Below are 19,008 nucleotides of genomic sequence, written 5' to 3' on the forward strand. Positions count from 1 at the left end.
CAATATCCGGCTTCAATTTCACGCCAACATTTTTTCCACCGGCAACACGAACATCTCGCGCGCGCCGGCCTTCTTGATTTCCTCCAGCTGGCGCCAGCTGACCTCGCCGGCGCACAGCGCCTGCAGCATCAGTTGGTCGGGCTGGCCGGCCACGGGCATCAGGGTCGGCTGCGGGCCGCCCGGCAGCAGCCGGGTGACCGCCTCCAAGGTCTGGCGCGAGGTCTGCAACAGCAGCAGGCGGGACTCGCGCACCTGGATCACGCCGTCGAGGCGTTTCAGCAACAGCTCCAGCATGTCGCCGCGCTCGTCGGCCGGCGGGGCGCCGGCGGCGGCCAGTACCGCCTCGCTTTCCAGCAGCACGTCCGTCTCGCGCAACTGGTTGGCCACCAGCGTGCCGCCGCTCTGCACCAGGTCGCAGATCGCGTCGGCAGTACCCAGTCGCGGGGCGATCTCGACCGAGCCGGCCAGCGTCATCACGCCGGCATTCACGCCTTTCTCGCGCAACCACGCAGCCAGCAACCCGGGGTACGAGGTGGCGATGCGCGTGCCTTCGAGATGTTGCGGGCCCTGGTATTCGAACTCCTGCGGCACCGCGATGGACAAGCGGCAGCGGCCAAAACCCAGCGGGCGCAATTCCGCCAGCGGCGGGCTTTCCTCACCGGCGGTGAGCTGGAATTCGTTCAGCACGTTGCGCCCGACGATGCCCAGGTCGCACACGCCCTGGGCAATCAGCGACGGGATGTCGTCGTCGCGCACCAGCAGCAAATCGACCGGCTCGCCTTCGCCGAAACAAAACAGCTTGTCGCGGCTCTGGCGGAAGCTCAGGCCGCAACGCTGCAGCAAGTCCAGCGCGGGCTCGGTAAGCCGGCCCGATTTCTGCATCGCGATCCGCAATCGGTCACGTTCCTTCATGCATCTGTCCTCTTCTGCGCCCGTCGCCGTGCGGCACGGGCGGCGGCGGCCACATAGCCGCCACTGCCCTGGTTGAGATAACGCGCCACCCGCCCGATCGTGGTGATGCTGACGGCGGTGCGCTCATGGATTTCGCGATACGACACACCCTCAAGCAGGTGCGGCACCACGCGCCAGCGATCGACCAGTACTTCCAGCTCCGACGGCGTGCACAGGTCACGCAGGAAAGCAGCCATCTCCTCGGCGTTTTTCAACGACAGCAACGCCTCGCAGAGACTGAGCTCGGCGGACGCGATGGGTGTCTCGGGATCCCGCGATCGACGCTTCATAATGTACTAACGCGTTAATACGTTGGGTCGGCATCATACGCAGTGTGCCGCAGTGCGGCAAGCGTTGAAAATGCGGATGCGCGCGTCGGGAAAACCCACCGGACACGGCCTCGAACGAAAAAGCCCCACCGGAGTGGGGCTTTCGTCAGGTGGAGATCAGGCCGACTTTTTCTTCGGTGCTGCCTTCTTGGCCGCCGCCGGCTTGGTCACCGTCGGTTTGGCGCCGACCACTGCCGGCTGCGCGGCGTGCGCGCGGCTGTTGCCATAGCTGCCGCGGTTGGTCTTGCCGCGACGCGTCTTGCGATCACCCTTGCCCATGGAAACTCCTTGATGCGTATCGTGGGGAGGCTTGAATCATAGCAGTGCGGCCACCCAGGCCATAGCCGTGAGGCCCCGGCCGGGTTCTAGTGCGGTACATGTTCGGCGCAACCACCGTGGCGGTCGAGGCAACCGCCGGTGTCGATCTGCACGGTAACGTGCTGCACGCCGAAACGCTCGCGCAGCACGTCGTTGATCGCCCGCATTGCCTGGGCGCTGTCGGCATCCTCGCGCAGTTCGGCGTGGACGGTGGCCATCCGCGAACCCGAGGCCAGTTGCCATAGATGCAGGTGGTGAACATCACAGATGGCATCGTCGGCTTCGCGCAAGGCGGCTTCCACGGCGGCGGTATCCAGCCCCTCGGGTACGCCCTCCAGCAGAATGTGCGACGAGCGGCGCAGCAACCGCCAGGCACTGCCAAGCAGCAACACCGCCACGACCAGCGACAACGCGGGATCGGCCCACAACCAGCCGAACCAGCGTATGGCCAGCGCCGCACCCACCGCCGCCAGCGAGCCGAGCAGATCGCCCAGCACGTGCAGGCTTGCGCCGGCCATGTTCACGTCATCGTGCGCGTGGCCGTGCAGCGTGCGCAGGACCACCGCGTTGACCAGCAAGCCGGCGACCGCCACGCCCAGCATCAACCCCGACAGGATCGGCGCCGGATGCCGCAGGCGAACGACGGCCTCGTAGACGATCCAGCCCACCAGCGCGAACTGGCTCAACGCGTTGACGAAGCCAACCAGCACTTCGATCCGGCCATAGCCGTAACTGCGTCGCGCATCGGCGGGACGCACTGCCATGCGCGCGCCGATGAAGGCCAGCAGCAGCGCCAGCGAATCCACCGTCATGTGGCCGGCGTCGGCCAGCAAGGCCAGCGAGCCGGACCACCAGCCGCCGACAATTTCCACCACCGTCATCGCCACGGTCAGACACAACGCCCACATCAGCTTTCCGCGACGGTCCGTGGTCACGGTAGGCGGGTGATCGTGATCGTGCGCGTGGCGGTGATCGTGTGAAGGCGGGTGACTCATGCGCCCATGCTAGAAAGCGGGCCTGCCGTTACACAATCACCCTTCGCACGCGCGGGAACTCGAAGAAACACAGGCGCTCAGTGCGCGCACTGGGGACCATGAACATGGCCATCGCCCCGGTGGTCACGGCGGAGGTTGATGAAATGCGCCGCGGCCAGCAGCAAGCCACCGCAGGTCACCAGCGCACTGTGCAGCACGATGGAATAGCTCTCGGCATACGTCACGCCGAGCAGCAGCAGGCCAAGCCCCGGCGCGGCCAGCAGCAACGGCAGCGACCACCGGTGCCGGCGGAAACCACGCACCAGCACCAGCAGCGCAAGCACGCAGGCAAACATCACGAAGCCGCGTTCGAAGCGATGGTCCGCCAGGAATTCCATGCCGAGGAAAGGCAAGGCCGCGATCATGAAGGGCAGCAGCGCGCAATGGATCGCGCACAGGAACGATGCGACCGCACCGACGCGGTCGGCCATGCGCCACCACCGGGTTTTGCTCGCTTGTTCTGAATTCATCGCGTTGCCGGGCGCCGCCGGAGATGGCCGCTTCTGCCTGTGCTGGAATGTTACTTTATAACATTACTGAGCGCCACTTCATTTTTGGGCCTGCGGAAGAGCATCGCGACTGGAGGCGCTCCCACAACGGGGGGCGCGGGTCAGGCCTTGTGGCAGCGCTTGCAGACGCCGTGCACTTCCAGCGTTTGCGCCTGCGGACGAAAACCGAAGGCGCTGGCCTGGGCCTCGATGAGGCTTGCCACGCGTTCATCGCAGACTTCCTGCGCGCTGGAGCAGACATCGCAGATCAGGAACGGAACCTGATGGGCTTCGTCGGGGTGATGGCAGGAGACGAAGGCGTTGATCGATTCCAGCTTGTGGATGAAGCCGTTCTCGAGCAGAAAATCCAGCGCCCGGTAGACCGTGGGTGGCGCCGCATTGCCGTGCTTCTCGCGCAGCAAGGCCAGCAGGTCGTAGGCCTTGATCGGCTTGCGCTCGCTGGCGATCAGCTCAAGCACTTCCTTGCGCAGCGGCGTCAGGCGCAGGCCACGCGCCTGGCTGGCCGCTTCGACCGCATGCACGAAGCCCTTCGCATCGTGATGATGCGGGTGGGCGTGCAGGATGTCGGCGCCTTCGTGTGCCACGTTGATTCACCTCGTTGTCGATCATAATGCCGGCGCGTTCAGCGCGGCAGCGGTGGCGGCATGACCTGCTGTTTCCGGCGATGCCTGAACAGGATCACCAGCCAGCCGATCGGACCCAGCACCGCCGCCCACGCCACGCCTTCCGCCGTGCGTCCCCGCCAGCGGCCCAACAGGGCGCCGATGGCGATGAAAAGCAGGTTCCACCAGAACATGGCTGCCCACGGCACCAAATGCAACAGATTGGCAAAGATCTGCCAGAAGGCTCCAGGGGCATCGGGGTCGACGCCTTGCAATGCCTTCGCGAGCAGGTCATTCATGGGGTTTGCCTGGAAAAACGGAGAGCGCCCCCATCCGCCTTCGGCACCTTCCCCCGCAAGCGGGGGAAGGAAACACCGAGGGCTGCCACGCGTGATCCCTTCCCCCGCGTGCGGGGGAAGGTGGCGACAGCCGGATGGGGGCGCATTCCCTCGAACTCCATCTGGATCGTCGCTTACTCCCGCGCCAGCGCCAGCGCGTCATCGATGCGCTTGAGCGCCTCGGCGCGGCCGGCGAGGTAAATGGTGTGCTCGATCGACGGTGACACCTGGGTGCCGGTCATCGCCACGCGCAAGGGCTGCGCGATCTTGCCCATGCCCAGTTCGAGTTGCGCGGCAACCTCGGCGATCACGTCGTGGATCGGCTCGGGCTGCCAGGTGCATTCGGCCAGCAGCGCTTTTGCCGCGTCCAGCACTGCCGGTGCCGAGTCGTTCTTCAGGTGTTTGGCGACGGCCTTTTCATCCCACTCGGCGATCGGCGCGTACCAGATCTTCGCGCGCTCGGCCATTTCCTTCAGCGTGTGCACGCGGTCGCGCAGCGCCACGATCACGTCGGCCGGTGCCGGGCCTTGGCTGAAGTCGATGCCGGCATGCGCCAGATGCCATTCGAACTCGGCCGCCAGCGTCTGCGGTTCGTCGGTTTTCAGGTAATGCTGGTTGAGCCAGGCCAGCTTCTCGGTATCGAAGCGCGAGGCAGCCTTGTTGACGTCGGCGATGTCGAACAGCGCGATCATTTCCTCGCGCGAGAAGATTTCCTGATCGCCGTGCGACCAGCCCAGCCGCACCAGGTAGTTGAGGATCGCGTGCGGCAGGAAACCGTCGCTGCGGTATTCCATCACGCTGACCGCGCTGGTGCGCTTGGAGAGTTTCTTGCCTTCCTTGTCCAGGATCATCGGCAGGTGCGCGAACTCCGGCACCTTGGCACCCAGCGCCTTGTAGATGTTGATCTGCCGCGGCGTGTTGTTGACGTGGTCGTCGCCGCGGATCACCTCGGTGATGCCCATGTCGATGTCGTCGACCACCACGGCGAAGTTGTAGGTAGGCCAGCCATCGGAGCGGAAGATCACCAGATCGTCCAGCTCGCTGTTGGCCCACTCGATGCGGCCCTTGACCTTGTCGTCGAACACCACCGAACCCTCTGCGGGGTTGCGGAAACGGATCACCCGGTTCGGATCGTCGCGCAGCGGTTCGTTGCGGTCGCGGTAGTAGCCGTTGTAGCGCGGCTTCTCGCCCGCCGCCATGGCGGCCTCGCGCATCGCCTCGATCTCGGTCTTGGTCTCGTAGGCGTAATAGGCCTTGCCGGCGGCGACCAGTTCATCGGCTACCTGCTTGTAGCGATCGAGGCGCTGGGTCTGGTAGTACGGGCCGTCGTCCGCATCGAGGCCGAGCCAGTGCATGGCATCGAGGATCGCCTGCACCGCCGCGTCGGTGGAGCGCTCGCGATCGGTGTCCTCGATGCGCAAAACGAATTCGCCACCGCGACGACGCGATTCCAGCCAGCAGTACAGCGCGGTACGCGCGCCGCCGATATGCAGGAAACCGGTGGGGCTGGGAGCGAAGCGGGTACGTACGGTCATCGGTGGCGTCGGCAAGGTGGGAATGAAGCCACCGATTTTAGCCGATCCGCCACCGATAACCGACGCGATGGCTACTTCACGTGGATGGTGATCTTCTTCGACACCAGCGCCGGATCGAACGGCACGTGGTTCTGGTCGCCCAGTTCCAGTTGCAGCGTGTGCGTGCCCGGCGCCAGCTCCAACGTGGTCTGGGTCTGGCCGCCGCCGAAATGGATGTGATGGGTGTCGGCCGGGATCGGCTTGCCGGCGGCGGGCAGCTCGGTCACGTCGACCAGCAGGTGATGATGACCGGTGTGCTCCTTGGCCACGCCAGCCGGTGCCACGCCCATGCCCTTGAGGCCGAAGCGCACGGTGACATCCTGGCCCACGGTGGCGCCGTCACTGGGGGAGATGATGTAGACCTCGGCACCGGCGGGCGCCTTGGTGACGGGCAAACCCGGTGCATCGGCAGCCATCGCGGAACCGACCAGTCCGGTGAGGGCAAGCGCAAGCAGGATACGTTTCACATTCATTCTCCAAGCGTGATGACAACGGCCAGTGTAGGCGCAGTGTCGCCGCCAAAGAAACCGCACGCGTGCCTGGCGTCACCGTGATGTCATGCACCCGCCATGCCGACGCAACGCCGGCCCGCGAAGCTGGGTCAAGCCAGCACGGGGCATGTCATGCGCATCGGTATCGTCAGCGAAACCTATCCGCCGGAAATCAACGGCGTGGCCTTGACCGTCCACAGCCTCGCCGCCGGCCTGGCGGCCCGCGGCCATGATGTCGACCTGATCCGCCCGCGCCAGGCGCGACCGCAGCAGGACGAACCGGGCATCGATGTACTCGAGGTGCGCGGTGGCGCCCTACCGCGCTACCCCGGCTTGCGCTTCGGCCTGCCAGCCGGGCGCACGTTGAATCAGCACTGGAAGCTGCAGCGGCCAGACGCGGTTTACGTCGCCACCGAAGGCCCGCTTGGCTGGTCGGCGATGCGCGCGGCGCGGCGCCTGGGCATTCCGCTGAGCAGCGGTTTCCACACCCGCTTCGACAGCTACGCCGAACACTACGGCGTGGGCATGCTGACGCCATGGGTTCGTGCTTACCTGTGCCGCTTTCACCAACGGGCGGCCGCCACCCTGGTGCCCACCCACGCGCTGGTGCGGGAGTTGCACGACATGGGCATCTCCAATGCGCGCCTGTTGCGACGGGCGGTGGACACGCAGCTGTTCCACCCTTCCCGACGCGACGACAGCCTGCGCGCCGCATGGGGCGCCGATGCGTCCGCGCCCGTGGTCCTCTACGTGGGACGCATCGCGCCGGAGAAGAACCTCGACCTGGCGATAGATGCCTTCCGCGCCATCCAGCAGCAGCTGCCACAGGCACGCTACGTATGGGTCGGCGATGGCCCGGCTCGCGCCGCGTTGATGGCGGCGCACCCGGACTTCATCCATGCCGGCGTGCAGCGCGGCGAAGCGCTGGGACGCCACTACGCCAGCGCCGACCTGTTTCCCTTCCCCAGCCTCAGCGAAACCTTCGGCAACGTGGTCCTGGAGGCGCTGGCTGCCGGCCTGCCCGTGGTCGCCTATGCCCAGGGTGCCGCGCGCGAACACCTGGTCGACGGCATCAACGGCTATGGCATCGAGCCGGGCAACGCACCTGCCTTCATCGATGCGGCGGTAAAGCTGGCCAGCAATCCGGCGCTGATCCGATACATGGGCCGTGCCGCCCACGTCGGCATGGCCGGCCTGTCGCCCGAGGCCGTGATCTGCGATTTCGAAACCCTGTTGCGCGAGATGGCCGAGGAGAACCTGCATGAGCACGCCGCCACCATCGCCCACGCCTGAGCTTTTGCTCGGGCCACGTTTTGCACTGGATCGCCGCGTCTGCGTGGCGGCCAACCGCTGGGGCGCCCGGCGCATGGTCGGCTTGTTCTTCGGCGCGATCAGCCGCCTTGGCGACGGCGTGTTCTGGTACACGCTGATGGCGGTGCTGGCCCTGTTCGGTGGACGCGACGGCCTCACCGCCGCCACACACATGGCCGTGACCGGACTGGCCGCGCTGCTGTTGTACCGTCTGCTGAAACGCTGGACGCGCCGGCCCCGGCCCTACCGCTCCTGCCCCGGCGTGATCGCGCACGTGCCGCCGCTGGACGAGTTCAGTTTCCCCTCGGGGCACACCTTGCAGGCGGTGAGTTTCACCGTGGTCGCGCTGGCCTGGTATCCGCCGATGGCGTCCCTGCTGCTGGGCTTCACCGCGCTGGTCGCCGCCTCGCGGGTGATTCTCGGCCTGCACTATCCCAGCGATGTACTCGCCGCCATCGCCATCGGCGGAGGGCTCGGCACCTCGTCGCTGTGGGTGATGCAATCACTGGTCTGAACCTTCGCCTGGTCAGCCACTGCGCACGCCGTCGGCAGTTCCTTTGCGCTCAGACACATAGCCTGGTTGTCCACAGGCTTTGCCAACGGTGGTCCACAATCGCTGTGGAGAACTTCGCGATGCGCCATCGCGAACTGGGCAAAACATCGACATGCCGTGCCAAGTGATTGTCGGCAAAGGATGCGTCGGTGTTGTCCACAGGCTTGTACAGAAGCGGCGCACAACCGCTGTGGAAAACTGGCACCGCGCCGGCGCCGCCGCGTGGAAAGCCGCTGCGCAATTACTGCGCAATGCGTAGCAAGTGACTGATGCAAAAGCCGTGGCCGCGGCTTGTCCACAGGCTTTACCGACCTGCTTCCACAACCGCTGTGGAAAACCCGCTCGCGCAAACGACGATGCCGCCCGAAGGCGGCATCGCATGGCGACAGCTTGGCGGTCAGGCCGCGCGTTGTTCGCGCCCGAGTATGCCAAGCAGGTCGGCCAGCTTGTCGCGCATCTCGCGGCGGTCGACGATCATGTCGATGGCGCCGTGCTCGACCAGGAACTCCGAACGCTGGAAGCCCTCCGGCAACGTTTCGCGCACGGTCTGCTCGATCACGCGCGGGCCGGCAAAGCCGATCAGCGCTTTCGGTTCGCCGATGTTGATGTCGCCCAGCAAGGCCAGGCTGGCCGAAACGCCGCCGGTGGTGGGGTTGGTCAGCACGCTGATGTACGGCACGCCGGCATCGCGCAGGCGCGCCAGTGCGGCGGAGGTCTTGGCCATCTGCATCAGCGAAAACAGCGCCTCCTGCATGCGCGCGCCGCCGGTGGCGGAGAAGCACACCAATGCGCTCTTGTCGGCCAACGCTCGTTCCGCGGCGCGGGTGAATTTCTCGCCCACCACCGAGCCCATCGAGCCGCCCATGTAGGCAAACTCGAACGCCACCGCCATCAACGGGCGGCCTTTCAGCTTGCCACTGATGGCCAGCAGCGCGTCTTTCTCGCCGGTCTTTTTCTGCGAGGCGATGATGCGGTCGCGGTACTTTTTCGAATCGCGGAATTTCAGCGGATCGGTGGGCTCCATGCTGGCCCACAGCTCCTGCCCGGAGCCTTCATCCAGCAGCGCACGCAACCGCGTGCGTGCCGCGATGTAATGGTGATGGCCGCATTTGGGGCACACCATCAGGTTGCGATCGAGTTCGGGCCGGTACAACACGGCGCCGCAGCCACCACATTTCTCCCACACGCCCTCGGGCACCGATCCCTTGCCGGCGGTGGAGCTCTGGGGCCGCGTGCGCGGGGTCATGATTTTCTGCAACCAGTTCATGCAAACACCTCAAACGTTTCTGACCTGAAACGGCCAGATGACCGCTCAGTGTGCGTCCAGCGCTGCCCGGATCGGCTGCAGGAAATCCTTCGCCCGGCCGGCGATATCGTCCGGCCCGGTGGCTTCCGCCAACCGCGCGACCAGCGCGCTACCGATCACCACCGCGTCGGCAAACGCCGCAATTTCCTTCGCGCTCTGTGCATCGCGTATGCCGAAACCCACCGCCACCGGTACCTTGGCCTGCGCCCGGACATCGGCCACGCGCCCGGCGATGTCGTGCGTGCTGAGCTGCCCTGCCCCGGTGATCCCGGCAAAGGACACATAATACAGGAAGCCCTCCGCCGCCTCGCACAACCGCACCATCCGCTGCGGCGCGGTCGTCGGCGCCGCCAGCAGGATCTGCTGCAAGCCGGCATCGCGCAGCGGCTGCAATACGGCTGCTTCCTCCAGCGGACAATCGACCAGCAACACGCCATCCACGCCGGCCTGCACCGCCTCCTGCGCGAAACGCGCGTAGCCGTGGATCTCGACCGGGTTGAGGTAACCCATCAGCACGATCGGCGTCTGGGCATCGCGCTGGCGGAACGCAGCCACCCAGCCCAGCACCTCACCGATGCCGACGCCCTTGGCGATCGCCCGCTCGCTGGCATGCTGGATCACCAGGCCATCGGCCATCGGATCGGAAAACGGCACGCCCAGCTCGATCAGATCGGCCCCGCCCTCCACCAACGCATGCATCAGCGTGACCATGTGCTCGGGCGACGGATCACCGGCGGTGACGAAGGGGATCAGGCCGGTGCGGCTGGCGGCTTTCAGGGCCGCGAAGCGGCGATCGATGCGCCGGGAGCCGGGATTCGGGATGGGGGATACGGGATTCGGCATGGCGTATTACTCGAATGAGATGTGGATGGCTGCGGGCGAGAAGGCAAAAGCCATGGGCTTGCGCGGAACACATGCATAGCGGGATCGCCCGCTTTTGCCGAATCCCGAATCCCGTCTCCCAAATCCCGTACTCATACCTCCACTCCTTCGCGCGCGGCGATCGTATGCACATCCTTGTCGCCGCGGCCGGACAGATTGCACAGGATCAGGCCGTCCTTCGGATACTCGCGCGCCAGCTTGATCGCCTGCGCCACCGCGTGGCTGGATTCCAGTGCGGCCAGAATGCCTTCGGTGCGCGCCAGCAGATGGAATGCCTGCAAGGCTTCATCATCGGTGACACCGACGTATTCGGCGCGACCAGCGTCTTTCAGGAACGAGTGTTCGGGGCCGACACCGGGATAATCCAGGCCGGCGGAAACCGAATGGGTTTCGGTGATCTGGCCGTTGTCGTCGCACAACACGTAAGTGCGATTGCCGTGCAGCACGCCGGGGCGGCCCGCCGCCAGCGACGCCGCATGATGGCCCGTTTCGATGCCGTCGCCGGCCGCTTCGGCGCCCACGATGCGCACGTCGCGATCGTTGAGGAATTCGTGGAACAGGCCAATCGCATTGGAGCCGCCGCCGACGCAGGCCGTGAGCGCATCAGGCAGCCGGCCATAATCCTGCAACATCTGCGCACGCGCCTCGCGACCCACGATGGCATTGAAGTCGCGCACCATCAGCGGGTATGGATGCGGGCCGGCCACGGTACCGATCATGTAGAAGGTGTCGGCCACGTTGGTGACCCAGTCGCGCATGGCCTCGTTCAGCGCGTCCTTGAGCGTCTTCGAGCCGGACGTCACCGGCACCACCTCGGCGCCCAGCAGCTTCATGCGATAGACGTTCATCTTCTGCCGCTCGATATCCACCGCACCCATGTAGACCACGCATTTCAGGCCCAGTCGCGCGGCGACCGTGGCGCTGGCGACGCCGTGCTGGCCGGCGCCGGTCTCGGCGATGATGCGCGGTTTACCCATGCGTTTGGCGACCAGTGCCTGGCCGACCGTGTTGTTGATCTTGTGCGCGCCGGTGTGGTTCAAGTCTTCGCGCTTGAGCAGGATGCGTGCGCCGCCCACGTGCTGCGACAGGCGTTCGGCGTGATAGATCGGGCTGGGCCGGCCGACGTAGTACTTCAGGTCGCGGTCGAGCTCGGCGATGAATTCGGGGTCCTTGCGCAGGCGCAGGTAGGCCTCGGTCAACTCGGCCAGCGGCGCCATCAGCGTCTCGGCGACGTAGCTGCCACCGTAGTTGCCGAAGCGGCCGTGCTCGTCGGGCCAGGCGTGGAAGTCGTCGATGGTAGGCATGCGGAAAGCTCGTGGTCAGCAACGGAGAGTGGCCACCATAACCCAGCGCCATCACCGCAAAAAGCGATAAGATCGCCCACTACTCGTCAGGAAAACTCACACGACATGTTGCGCGACCTGCCCTCGTTGAACGCCTTGCGCGCTTTCGAAGCGGCGGCGCGGCTGGAAAGCATGAGCCGCGCCGGCGACGAACTGCACGTCACCCATGGTGCGGTGAGCCGGCAGATCCGTGCGCTGGAGGCCGAGCTTGGCCTGCCCCTGTTTCAACGCCGAGGGCGCGGCATCGCCCTCACCGCCGCGGGCCAGCGCCTGCGTGATGCCACCGCCATGTCGCTGGGTCAACTCCGCGACGCCTGCCACGACATTCGCCGCGACGCCGTCCGCGCACCGTTCGTGCTGGGCTGCCCCGGCAGCCTGTTGGCGCGCTGGGTGATACCGCGGCTGGAGCGGCTGGGCAGCGACCTGCCCGATCTTTTCCTGCATCTGTCGGCGCTGGAGGAACCCCTGCCGCACGCGCTCGACGGCTTCGATGCCGCTCTGTTGCTGGCCGCGCCACCGTGGCCCAAAGGCTGGCGGGTGGAAGTGTTGGCGCCGGAAACCGTCGGCCCCGTGGTCAGCCCGCGCTACGGCGGCTGGCCGTCCTTGCAGGGAAAACCCGCAAGCTGCCTGCTCGACGAACCCTTGCTGCATACGGCGTCGCGGCCACAAGCGGCGCACGACTGGGCGCAGGCCGCCCATCTGTCGGTCCCGCCACCGGCGGGCCAGGGCTTTCCTCATCTCTATTACCTGCTGGAAGCAGCCGTTGCCGGTCTGGGCGTGGCGATTGTCCCCGCGCCGCTGGTCACCGACGAACTGGCCGCCGGGCGCCTGCTGGCGCCGTGGGGATTCGTGCCCACCGCCGCCGCGTGGATCCTGGCCGTACCCGAACGATTGCACGACAGCCGTGCACCGGCATTGGCCGCCTGGCTGCGAGCCGAACTGGCTGATGAGGGAAATTCCCCGCAAGCATCCGCCCCTCTCCTCGGTCCTCTCCCCGCAGGGGAGAGGAGGTTACGGTAGCTTCGGGCTTTCACGTTTAGCGGCGCGCAGCTCATCCAACGCCGCGCCTCAGCACCGAAAGAAGCCGTAATTCCCCTCTCCCCTGCGGCGACCGAAGGGAGTCCCCTTGTGGGTGGAGGAGGGCAAGGAGAGGGGGCACGCCGCGGGAAAGCTCCAACGCGTTGTTGCGAAAGCTACAGCGCGCCGTCCGCAGCGCGAACGGCTTCGATGAACGCCGCCATCCGCGCGGCATCCTTGATGCCCGGCGCCGATTCGATGCCGCTGGCCACATCGACGGCCCAGGGTCGCGCTTTACGCACGGCCATGCCGACATTCTCCGGGACCAGACCGCCCGCCAGGATCAGCCTCGGTGCCAGCTCTTCCGGAATCAACGACCAGTCGAAGGTCTTGCCGCTGCCACCGGCCTCGCCCGCGCCGTGACCATCCAGCAGCAAGCCGCGGGCGTGCGGGTAAGCCTGCAATGCCGGCAACGCCGCGGCACCCTCGCCCATCGCCACGGCCTTCAGGAAAGGCCGGTCGAACTGCTGGCACCAGGCGTCGGTTTCGCCGCCATGGAATTGCAGCAGGTCCGGACGCACGTCGTGAAGCACCTGCCGCACCAGCTCCGCGTCGTCGTCCATGAACAACGCCACCGTGGTGACGAAGGCCGGCATGGCGGCCACGATCGATGCGGCCTGATCCAGCGCCACGCGGCGCTTGCTGCGCGCGGTAAGCACCACGCCGATGGCATCGGCGCCCAGGCGAGCCGCCAGCAGCGCATCCTCGACGCGGGTCATGCCGCAACATTTGATGCGGGTCATTGGCTTACCTCCGGTGGCAGGCCCCAACGGGCTTCGTAGCGCGGCCCGACAAACGTGAGGCCGGACGCCGGGCCGGTGGGACCGGCGACCTGCCGGTCGCATCCAGCCAGCAGTTCAGCCATCCATTCAACCGCCCGCTCGCCACGGCCAACCAGCAGCAGCGACCCCACGATATTGCGCACCATGTGATGCAGGAAACCGTTCGCCTCGATCTCCAGCGTGACGTATTCGCCATCGCGCCGCACATCGACCGACAACACGGTGCGATGGGGATGTTTGGCCTGGCAGGACAGCGCGCGGAACGCGCTGAAATCGTGCAGCCCCAGCAATGCCTGTGCCGCCTGGTGCATGCGCTCGGCATCCAGCGGCAAGCGCTCCCATGTCACGTAGCGCGCCTCCAGCGCCGCGCGCACGGGACGGTTGAGGATACGGTAACGGTAGCGCCGGCTGCGGGCGGCGTAGCGCGCATGGAAATCGTCCGCCACCGGCTGCGCCCACAGCACCGCCATGCTGTCCGGCAGGTTGGAACAACTGCCCAGCACCCAGCCGCGCATGTCCCGTTGCGCCGGCGTATCGAAATGCACCACCTGACAACGCCCGTGCACGCCCGCGTCGGTGCGGCCGGCACAGCTGACTTCCACCGGATGATCGGCCACCCGCGACAGCGCCTGTTCCAGTCGGCCCTGCACGCTGGGACCCTCCTTCAGCCGTTGCCAGCCGAAGAAATCGGTCCCGTCGTATTCGATGCCCAGGGCGATGCGCATGACGTGTAAGCCGGAAAGAAAACAACAAAGATTAGCAGTACGCCAACGACAACGGGCCGGCAAGCCGGCCCGTTGCATCAAGCGCGATTCCCCGCTCAGCTCAGGCTGTCGGACAACCGCTGCGCCACGTCGCGCTGCATCTGGGTGCCTTCCCGCAGCACTTCGTCGAGCATGGCACGGGCACCATCGGCGTCGCCCATGTCCATGTAGGCACGGGCCAGATCGAGCTTGGTGTCGACCGGATCGTCACTGAATTCGCCCGGCTCGGCACCCGCATCGTGATCGAGCGACTCGGCCGGAGCAGCCACTTCATCGTCATCGAACTTCCAGGTGGAAGCAGGTTCCTCGGCAACCGGTTCACCGATGTCCAGCGGTTCGAACTCGGCGGCGGGCGACGGAGGCAGGATGTCGTCCTCCGATTGGAATGACCCGAATTCATCCGCCGGCGGGGCTTCGGTATAAGGCGCCTTCGGCGGCTCCGACGAGGCAGGTGTCGGCGAGAGCTGGAAGTTGAAGTTGTACTCGCTCACCTTTTTCGGCGAAGCCGGCGCAACCGGCGCGAACTCGGTTTCTTCGCCGTAGTGGTCGATATCGAATGCCGGACGCAGCTGGGTTTCATCTTCGGCGGACATGTCGTCGTGAGCGGCGAACAACGGATGACCGGGCGAAAGATCCTCGCCCATGTGCACCACGTCCTGCCATTCCTCCTGCTGCGGATCGACGATATGCGCATGCATCGCCTCCGCTGCCGCCTCGAAGTGCTCCACGTCGCGGCGCGAGTAGTACAGGCTCACCAGTTCCAGATGAAGGCTCACGTCATCCGGGTGCTCGGCCAGCTGATCCAGCAATTCGTTCTGGTCAACGTCATCGCCGCCATATTCATCCGCAGGCGCCGCGGCAAAGCGGTCGGCCAGCGAGGACGATGCCGCCGCTGCCGGCAGTTTCACGGCTTTCTTGCGACGACCCAGCAAGGCCAGCAACAGCAGCAGCACGACCACGCCGCCCGCGGCGAGCCACGTCACCTGCTGCATATACCAGGGCTGCTCGGCCTCGGCCGCCTTCGACGCCGGCTTGGGCGCAGGATGCTGCGCCGCCGGTTTGGCCGTGGCGGGGGCTTCGGTCTTTGCCGGCGCCGTCATCGCCGCGGTGGTTGCGGTGGTCGTTGCCGTGGATGCGGCGGCGACAGGTGCCGGTGTCGGCTGGGCAGCGGCGGTGCCAGCCAGTGCGAGGGCGGCGGGTTCGGCCTTGCTCGCGGCACTGGTCGTGGCCGCGGCGGCAGGCGCCGCAACGACGGCGGCGCTCTTCGGCGCGCCCGCCACCGGCTGGCCGGCGGCGGCCAGCTTTGCCTGCAACTCGGCGATCTGGTTGTCCTTCAGTGCCAGCAAGCGTTTGTTCTTGCTGTTGATGTCGGCCAGCTCCTTGAGCTGATCCTTCAGGTCGCCGCTTTGCTGCTGCAGGTTGGCGATGCTTTCCTGGCTGCGCAACAGATCCTGCTTGAGCGCCGCCGAGGCCTTGTCGGCACCCGATGACGACTTGCCGGCACTGGCCGGAACCAGCGCCAGACGATCGGCCGACGACGCCTGACTGGCAGCCGGCGCGCTGCTGGTGGAGGCGCGCGTGGCCGCATCGGCCACGGTGGTCGGCGTGCTGGCGGCGGTGGCGCGCCAGTCGCTGTTTTCGCGACGCACTTCGGCGACGGCAGCCGCACGCTCGGTCGACTGGATCTCCTCGCGCGTGGGCACGCGCAACACCTCACCGCTCTTCAGCGCATTGATGTTGTCGCGGTAGAAAGCGTCGGGATTGGCCCGCTTGAATGCCAGCATGACCTGGTGCACATCGGCGTCGGGCACGGCGCTGCGCGCGATCGTCGACAAGGTCTGGCCCCGCTGAACCGGACCATAGTTGCCATTGGCCGCCGCGTTCGCACGGGGTGCGGGCGCAGCGGCGGGTGCAGCGGCTGCCGGTGCCGCGCGATGCACGGGCGCTGCCCGCGGTGCCGGCGCCGGAGCTTGCGTGTACGCCGGTGCAGCGGCGACCGAACCGGGTGGATCGAGCAGCAGCGTGTATTCGCGCACGCTCTTGCCGGCGGCACCATCGACTTGCAGCAACAGGTCGAGGTAGGGATCGTCCACCGCCGTGCTGCTGGTGATGCGAATCACCTGGCGACCGTTGCCGAGGTCGACAACCTTGAATTCGAGCGGCAAGGTCGTGCGACCGCCGGCGATGCCGGCACGCGCGAAATCCTCGCCCGAGGCCAGTTGCACCTTGAGGTTGTGCAGGTCGGCCGGATGGCTCGAATGCACCGGGATTTCCGCCAGCAAGGGCTGGCCGAGGGCCGACTTGACCTGGATCTGGCCGAGATCCAGCGCACCGGCCTGCCCACTGCCTTGCGCCATGACCTGGCTGCTGCCCAGGGCCAGCGCCATCAGCACCGACCACTTCAACGAACGATTCATCACGTGTTCCCCCGAACAAACCTGGCACTTTCATATGGCCGCCAAAACCGGCGGCTTCTCGAAACGCATGCCACTTTAAGTTACAAACTGGCCAATCAACAATAGGCAGGTCGAATACTTGCGACACATTTCTGTTGCGCGTTCTCGCCCATGCCGTGGCGCGACGTTACCGGAAGTACCGGTGACGAAGCCCTTCGCCACCGCCCGCACCGGTTTCGCGGCCCGGTCATGGCGGCGGCGCGTACTGCAGGAAGCTGGGGATTTGCCCGGGACCGCGGTTTATCGGCGCCCTGCAAAAAGCAGAATGCCCACCGCGAATCCGCTTGTTCGCAGTTCACGGTGGGCAAACCTGAGGTGGCGCGCTTACAGGTAGTCGGCGATCAGCAGTTCGGCAATCTGCACCGCGTTGAGTGCGGCACCCTTGCGGATATTGTCCGACACCACCCACATGTCCAGGCCACGCTCGTGCGAGATGTCTTCGCGGATACGACCCACGAACACCGGGTCGGTACCGGCCGCGTCGCTGACCGGCGTGGGATACCCGCCCGCCTCGCGCTGATCGCGCACCACCACGCCCGGCGCCTGCTCCAGCAGTTCGCGAGCGCGCTCGGCGCTGATCTTGACCCGTGTTTCGATGTGCACCGCCTCGGCGTGGCCGTAGAACACCGGCACGCGCACGGCGGTCGGGTTCACCTGGATGGTGTCGTCTTCCAGGATCTTGCGGGTCTCCCACACCAGCTTCATCTCTTCCTTGGTGTAGCCGTTGGGCTGGAAGTCGTCAATGTGCGGGATCACGTTGAACGCGATCTGCTTGGGAAACTTCTCCGGTTCCGCGCTCTGGAAATTCAGCAGCGCCGCCGTCTGCTTGCCCAGTTCGTCCATGCCCGAGCGGCCCGCGCCCGAAACCGACTGGTAGGTGGCCACGTTGATCCGCTCGATGCCGACGTCGTGGTGGATCGGCGCCAGCGCCACCAGCATCTGCATGGTGGAACAGTTCGGGTTGGCGATGATGCCGTGGTTGGTGTACTCGGCGATGGCGTGCGGGTTGACCTCGCTGATCACCAGCGGGATGTCGTCCTGGTAGCGGAACTCCGAAGTGTTGTCGATCACCACCGCACCGGCCGCGGCCGCGCGCGGGGCGTGCGCCTTGCTGACCGAGCCGCCGGCCGAGAAGAACGCGATGTCCACGCCTTCGAAATCGTAGTCGGCCAGGTTTTTCACCACGATCTTCTTGCCAGCAAACGTGACCTCGCTGCCGGCGGTGCGTTCGCTGGCCAACGGCACCAGCTCGCTGATCGGGAAATCACGCTCGGCGAGGATCGCCAGCACGGTTTCGCCCACGGCGCCGGTGGCGCCGACCATTGCTACCTTGTAACTGCTCTTCTTGCTCATGGATGCTGTTCTTGGCTCAGGGGTGGGTGGTCGGGCTGGCCGCGGCCAGCACCTCGGGGTTGAGAATCGTGGGCGGATGGCCGGCGTGCGGACCGTGTCCGAACAACGCCACCACATTGTCGACCGCCATCGTGGTCATGCCGCGGCGCGCATCGAGGCTGGCGCTGGCAATGTGCGGGCTGAGCAACACGTTGTCGAGTTCCAGCAGTTTTGGATTCACCACCGGCTCGCCCTCGAACACGTCCAGCGCCGCCGCGGCGAGCCGACCTTGCGCCAGCGCCTCGGCCAGGGCCGCGTCGTCGACGATGCCGCCGCGGGCGATGTTCACCAGCACCGCGGTCGGTTTCATCCGCGCCAGTTCGGCAGCGCCGATCGCATGCCGGCTTTCGGGCGTCAGCGGCAACGCCAGCACCAGGAAATCGGAGGTGCGCAGCAGCTCGTCCTTGTCCACCCAGCGCGCCCGGCACTCGCTTTCCAGCGCCTGCGGCACCCGCGAACGGTTGTGATAGATCACCTGCATGCCGAAGCCGACGGCGCGCCGCGCCACCGCCTGGCCGATCCGGCCCATGCCCAGGATGCCCAGCGTGCGGCCGCGCACGTCGATGCCCAGCCAGTCGGTGAAACGGGTGCCGTGCCACTGCCCGGCGCGCAACCAGCGCTCGGCCTCGCCGATGCGGCGGGCAGCGCCCAGCAGCATCGCCCAGGTGAAATCGGCCACGCTTTCATCCAGCGCGCCCGCCGTGTTGGAAGCGGCGACGCCGGCAGCCGTGAGTGCGGCGAGATCCAGATTGTCGTAGCCCACGCCCAGGTTCGCGACGATACGCAAACGCGGGGCCTTGGCCACCTCGGCGGCGCCGATGCGCTCCTTGAGGCCGACGATGACGGCATCGCAATCGGCGATCTTCGTCGCCAGCTCGGCCGGTGAAAACATCACCTCCCGCGGCTCCGCCACGACATCGAAATACGGGTCGAGGCGGGCGACGATATCGGGAAACGTGGGGCGCGAAACCCACACGCGTGGCCTGGCCGTCATGC

The 19,008-nt window shown here is 66.4% G+C and carries 20 protein-coding genes; 3 read left to right on the plus strand and 17 right to left on the minus strand.

Annotated elements, in window-relative coordinates; all coding sequences use genetic code 11:
- Nucleotides 1–18: 18 nt before the first annotated feature.
- The 9 genes from hisG to UU9_RS15965 form a co-directional block, all read right to left on the minus strand.
- Nucleotides 19–912, minus strand: a complete 894-nt coding sequence (gene hisG, locus UU9_RS15930; RefSeq protein WP_007082793.1) for an ATP phosphoribosyltransferase — start codon at nucleotides 910–912, stop codon at nucleotides 19–21.
- The gene (locus UU9_RS15935; protein WP_007082794.1) at nucleotides 909–1,241 is read right to left on the minus strand and encodes a YerC/YecD family TrpR-related protein; all 333 of its coding nucleotides are present in this window, start codon (nucleotides 1,239–1,241) and stop codon (nucleotides 909–911) included. Before UU9_RS15935 ends, hisG begins: the two co-directional genes overlap by 4 nt.
- A 156-nt stretch (nucleotides 1,242–1,397) precedes the next feature.
- On the minus strand, nucleotides 1,398–1,559 hold the full coding sequence (locus tag UU9_RS17665; RefSeq protein ID WP_007082795.1) for a 30S ribosomal protein THX: 162 nt from the start codon (nucleotides 1,557–1,559) through the stop codon (nucleotides 1,398–1,400).
- An 86-nt stretch (nucleotides 1,560–1,645) separates the two neighbouring features.
- Nucleotides 1,646–2,506, minus strand: a complete 861-nt coding sequence (locus UU9_RS15940; protein ID WP_007082796.1) for a cation diffusion facilitator family transporter — start codon at nucleotides 2,504–2,506, stop codon at nucleotides 1,646–1,648.
- A gap of 164 nt (nucleotides 2,507–2,670) precedes the next feature.
- Nucleotides 2,671–3,102, minus strand: a complete 432-nt coding sequence (locus tag UU9_RS15945) for a MerC domain-containing protein (protein WP_040671214.1) — start codon at nucleotides 3,100–3,102, stop codon at nucleotides 2,671–2,673.
- A 140-nt stretch (nucleotides 3,103–3,242) separates the two neighbouring features.
- The gene (locus tag UU9_RS15950) at nucleotides 3,243–3,725 is read right to left on the minus strand and encodes a transcriptional repressor (protein WP_007082798.1); all 483 of its coding nucleotides are present in this window, start codon (nucleotides 3,723–3,725) and stop codon (nucleotides 3,243–3,245) included.
- Between the two features lie 38 nt (nucleotides 3,726–3,763).
- On the minus strand, nucleotides 3,764–4,042 hold the full coding sequence (locus UU9_RS15955; RefSeq protein ID WP_007082799.1) for a hypothetical protein: 279 nt from the start codon (nucleotides 4,040–4,042) through the stop codon (nucleotides 3,764–3,766).
- Nucleotides 4,043–4,215: 173 nt separating this feature from the next.
- On the minus strand, nucleotides 4,216–5,616 hold the full coding sequence (gene gltX, locus UU9_RS15960) for a glutamate--tRNA ligase (protein ID WP_007082800.1): 1,401 nt from the start codon (nucleotides 5,614–5,616) through the stop codon (nucleotides 4,216–4,218).
- 71 nt (nucleotides 5,617–5,687) lie between these two features.
- Nucleotides 5,688–6,122 carry a DUF4399 domain-containing protein gene (locus UU9_RS15965; protein WP_007082801.1) on the minus strand — a complete coding sequence of 145 codons (435 nt, stop codon included), beginning with the start codon at nucleotides 6,120–6,122 and terminating at the stop codon, nucleotides 5,688–5,690.
- Between the two features lie 156 nt (nucleotides 6,123–6,278).
- Between UU9_RS15965 and UU9_RS15970 the strand changes: the two genes are divergently transcribed.
- Nucleotides 6,279–7,439: a glycosyltransferase family 4 protein gene (locus tag UU9_RS15970; RefSeq protein WP_007082802.1), complete on the plus strand. Its 1,161-nt coding sequence runs from the start codon at nucleotides 6,279–6,281 to the stop codon at nucleotides 7,437–7,439.
- On the plus strand, nucleotides 7,408–7,971 hold the full coding sequence (locus UU9_RS15975) for a phosphatase PAP2 family protein (RefSeq protein ID WP_007082803.1): 564 nt from the start codon (nucleotides 7,408–7,410) through the stop codon (nucleotides 7,969–7,971). Before UU9_RS15970 ends, UU9_RS15975 begins: the two co-directional genes overlap by 32 nt.
- A gap of 436 nt (nucleotides 7,972–8,407) precedes the next feature.
- Here the strand turns inward: UU9_RS15975 and accD are convergent, their stop codons facing one another.
- From accD to trpB, 3 genes are all read right to left on the minus strand, one after another.
- Nucleotides 8,408–9,277 carry an acetyl-CoA carboxylase, carboxyltransferase subunit beta gene (accD, locus tag UU9_RS15980; RefSeq protein WP_007082804.1) on the minus strand — a complete coding sequence of 290 codons (870 nt, stop codon included), beginning with the start codon at nucleotides 9,275–9,277 and terminating at the stop codon, nucleotides 8,408–8,410.
- Between the two features lie 45 nt (nucleotides 9,278–9,322).
- The gene (gene trpA / locus UU9_RS15985; RefSeq protein WP_007082805.1) at nucleotides 9,323–10,159 is read right to left on the minus strand and encodes a tryptophan synthase subunit alpha; all 837 of its coding nucleotides are present in this window, start codon (nucleotides 10,157–10,159) and stop codon (nucleotides 9,323–9,325) included.
- Nucleotides 10,160–10,290: 131 nt separating this feature from the next.
- A complete protein-coding gene (gene trpB, locus UU9_RS15990; RefSeq protein ID WP_007082806.1) occupies nucleotides 10,291–11,502 on the minus strand; it encodes a tryptophan synthase subunit beta in 1,212 nt (403 codons plus the stop codon).
- 105 nt (nucleotides 11,503–11,607) lie between these two features.
- Between trpB and UU9_RS15995 the strand changes: the two genes are divergently transcribed.
- A complete protein-coding gene (locus tag UU9_RS15995; protein WP_007082807.1) occupies nucleotides 11,608–12,561 on the plus strand; it encodes a LysR family transcriptional regulator in 954 nt (317 codons plus the stop codon).
- 173 nt (nucleotides 12,562–12,734) lie between these two features.
- Here UU9_RS15995 and UU9_RS16000 read toward each other — a convergent pair whose 3' ends face one another.
- The 5 genes from UU9_RS16000 to UU9_RS16020 all read right to left on the minus strand — a co-directional run bounded on the left by UU9_RS16000 (nucleotide 12,735) and on the right by UU9_RS16020 (nucleotide 19,006).
- On the minus strand, nucleotides 12,735–13,361 hold the full coding sequence (locus UU9_RS16000) for a phosphoribosylanthranilate isomerase (protein WP_007082808.1): 627 nt from the start codon (nucleotides 13,359–13,361) through the stop codon (nucleotides 12,735–12,737).
- Complete coding sequence (truA, locus tag UU9_RS16005; RefSeq protein ID WP_007082809.1) at nucleotides 13,358–14,125, minus strand: tRNA pseudouridine(38-40) synthase TruA; 768 nt, start codon at nucleotides 14,123–14,125, stop codon at nucleotides 13,358–13,360. Before truA ends, UU9_RS16000 begins: the two co-directional genes overlap by 4 nt.
- A gap of 95 nt (nucleotides 14,126–14,220) precedes the next feature.
- Nucleotides 14,221–16,581, minus strand: a complete 2,361-nt coding sequence (locus UU9_RS16010) for a motility hub landmark protein FimV (RefSeq protein WP_007082810.1) — start codon at nucleotides 16,579–16,581, stop codon at nucleotides 14,221–14,223.
- Between the two features lie 363 nt (nucleotides 16,582–16,944).
- A complete protein-coding gene (locus UU9_RS16015; RefSeq protein ID WP_007082811.1) occupies nucleotides 16,945–17,973 on the minus strand; it encodes an aspartate-semialdehyde dehydrogenase in 1,029 nt (342 codons plus the stop codon).
- Nucleotides 17,974–17,989: 16 nt separating this feature from the next.
- Nucleotides 17,990–19,006: a 2-hydroxyacid dehydrogenase gene (locus UU9_RS16020; RefSeq protein ID WP_007082812.1), complete on the minus strand. Its 1,017-nt coding sequence runs from the start codon at nucleotides 19,004–19,006 to the stop codon at nucleotides 17,990–17,992.
- Between the last annotated feature and the right edge of the window lie 2 nt (nucleotides 19,007–19,008).

Origin of the sequence: Rhodanobacter fulvus Jip2 (assembly GCF_000264315.1) — a bacterium.
GTDB lineage: Bacteria > Pseudomonadota > Gammaproteobacteria > Xanthomonadales > Rhodanobacteraceae > Rhodanobacter > Rhodanobacter fulvus.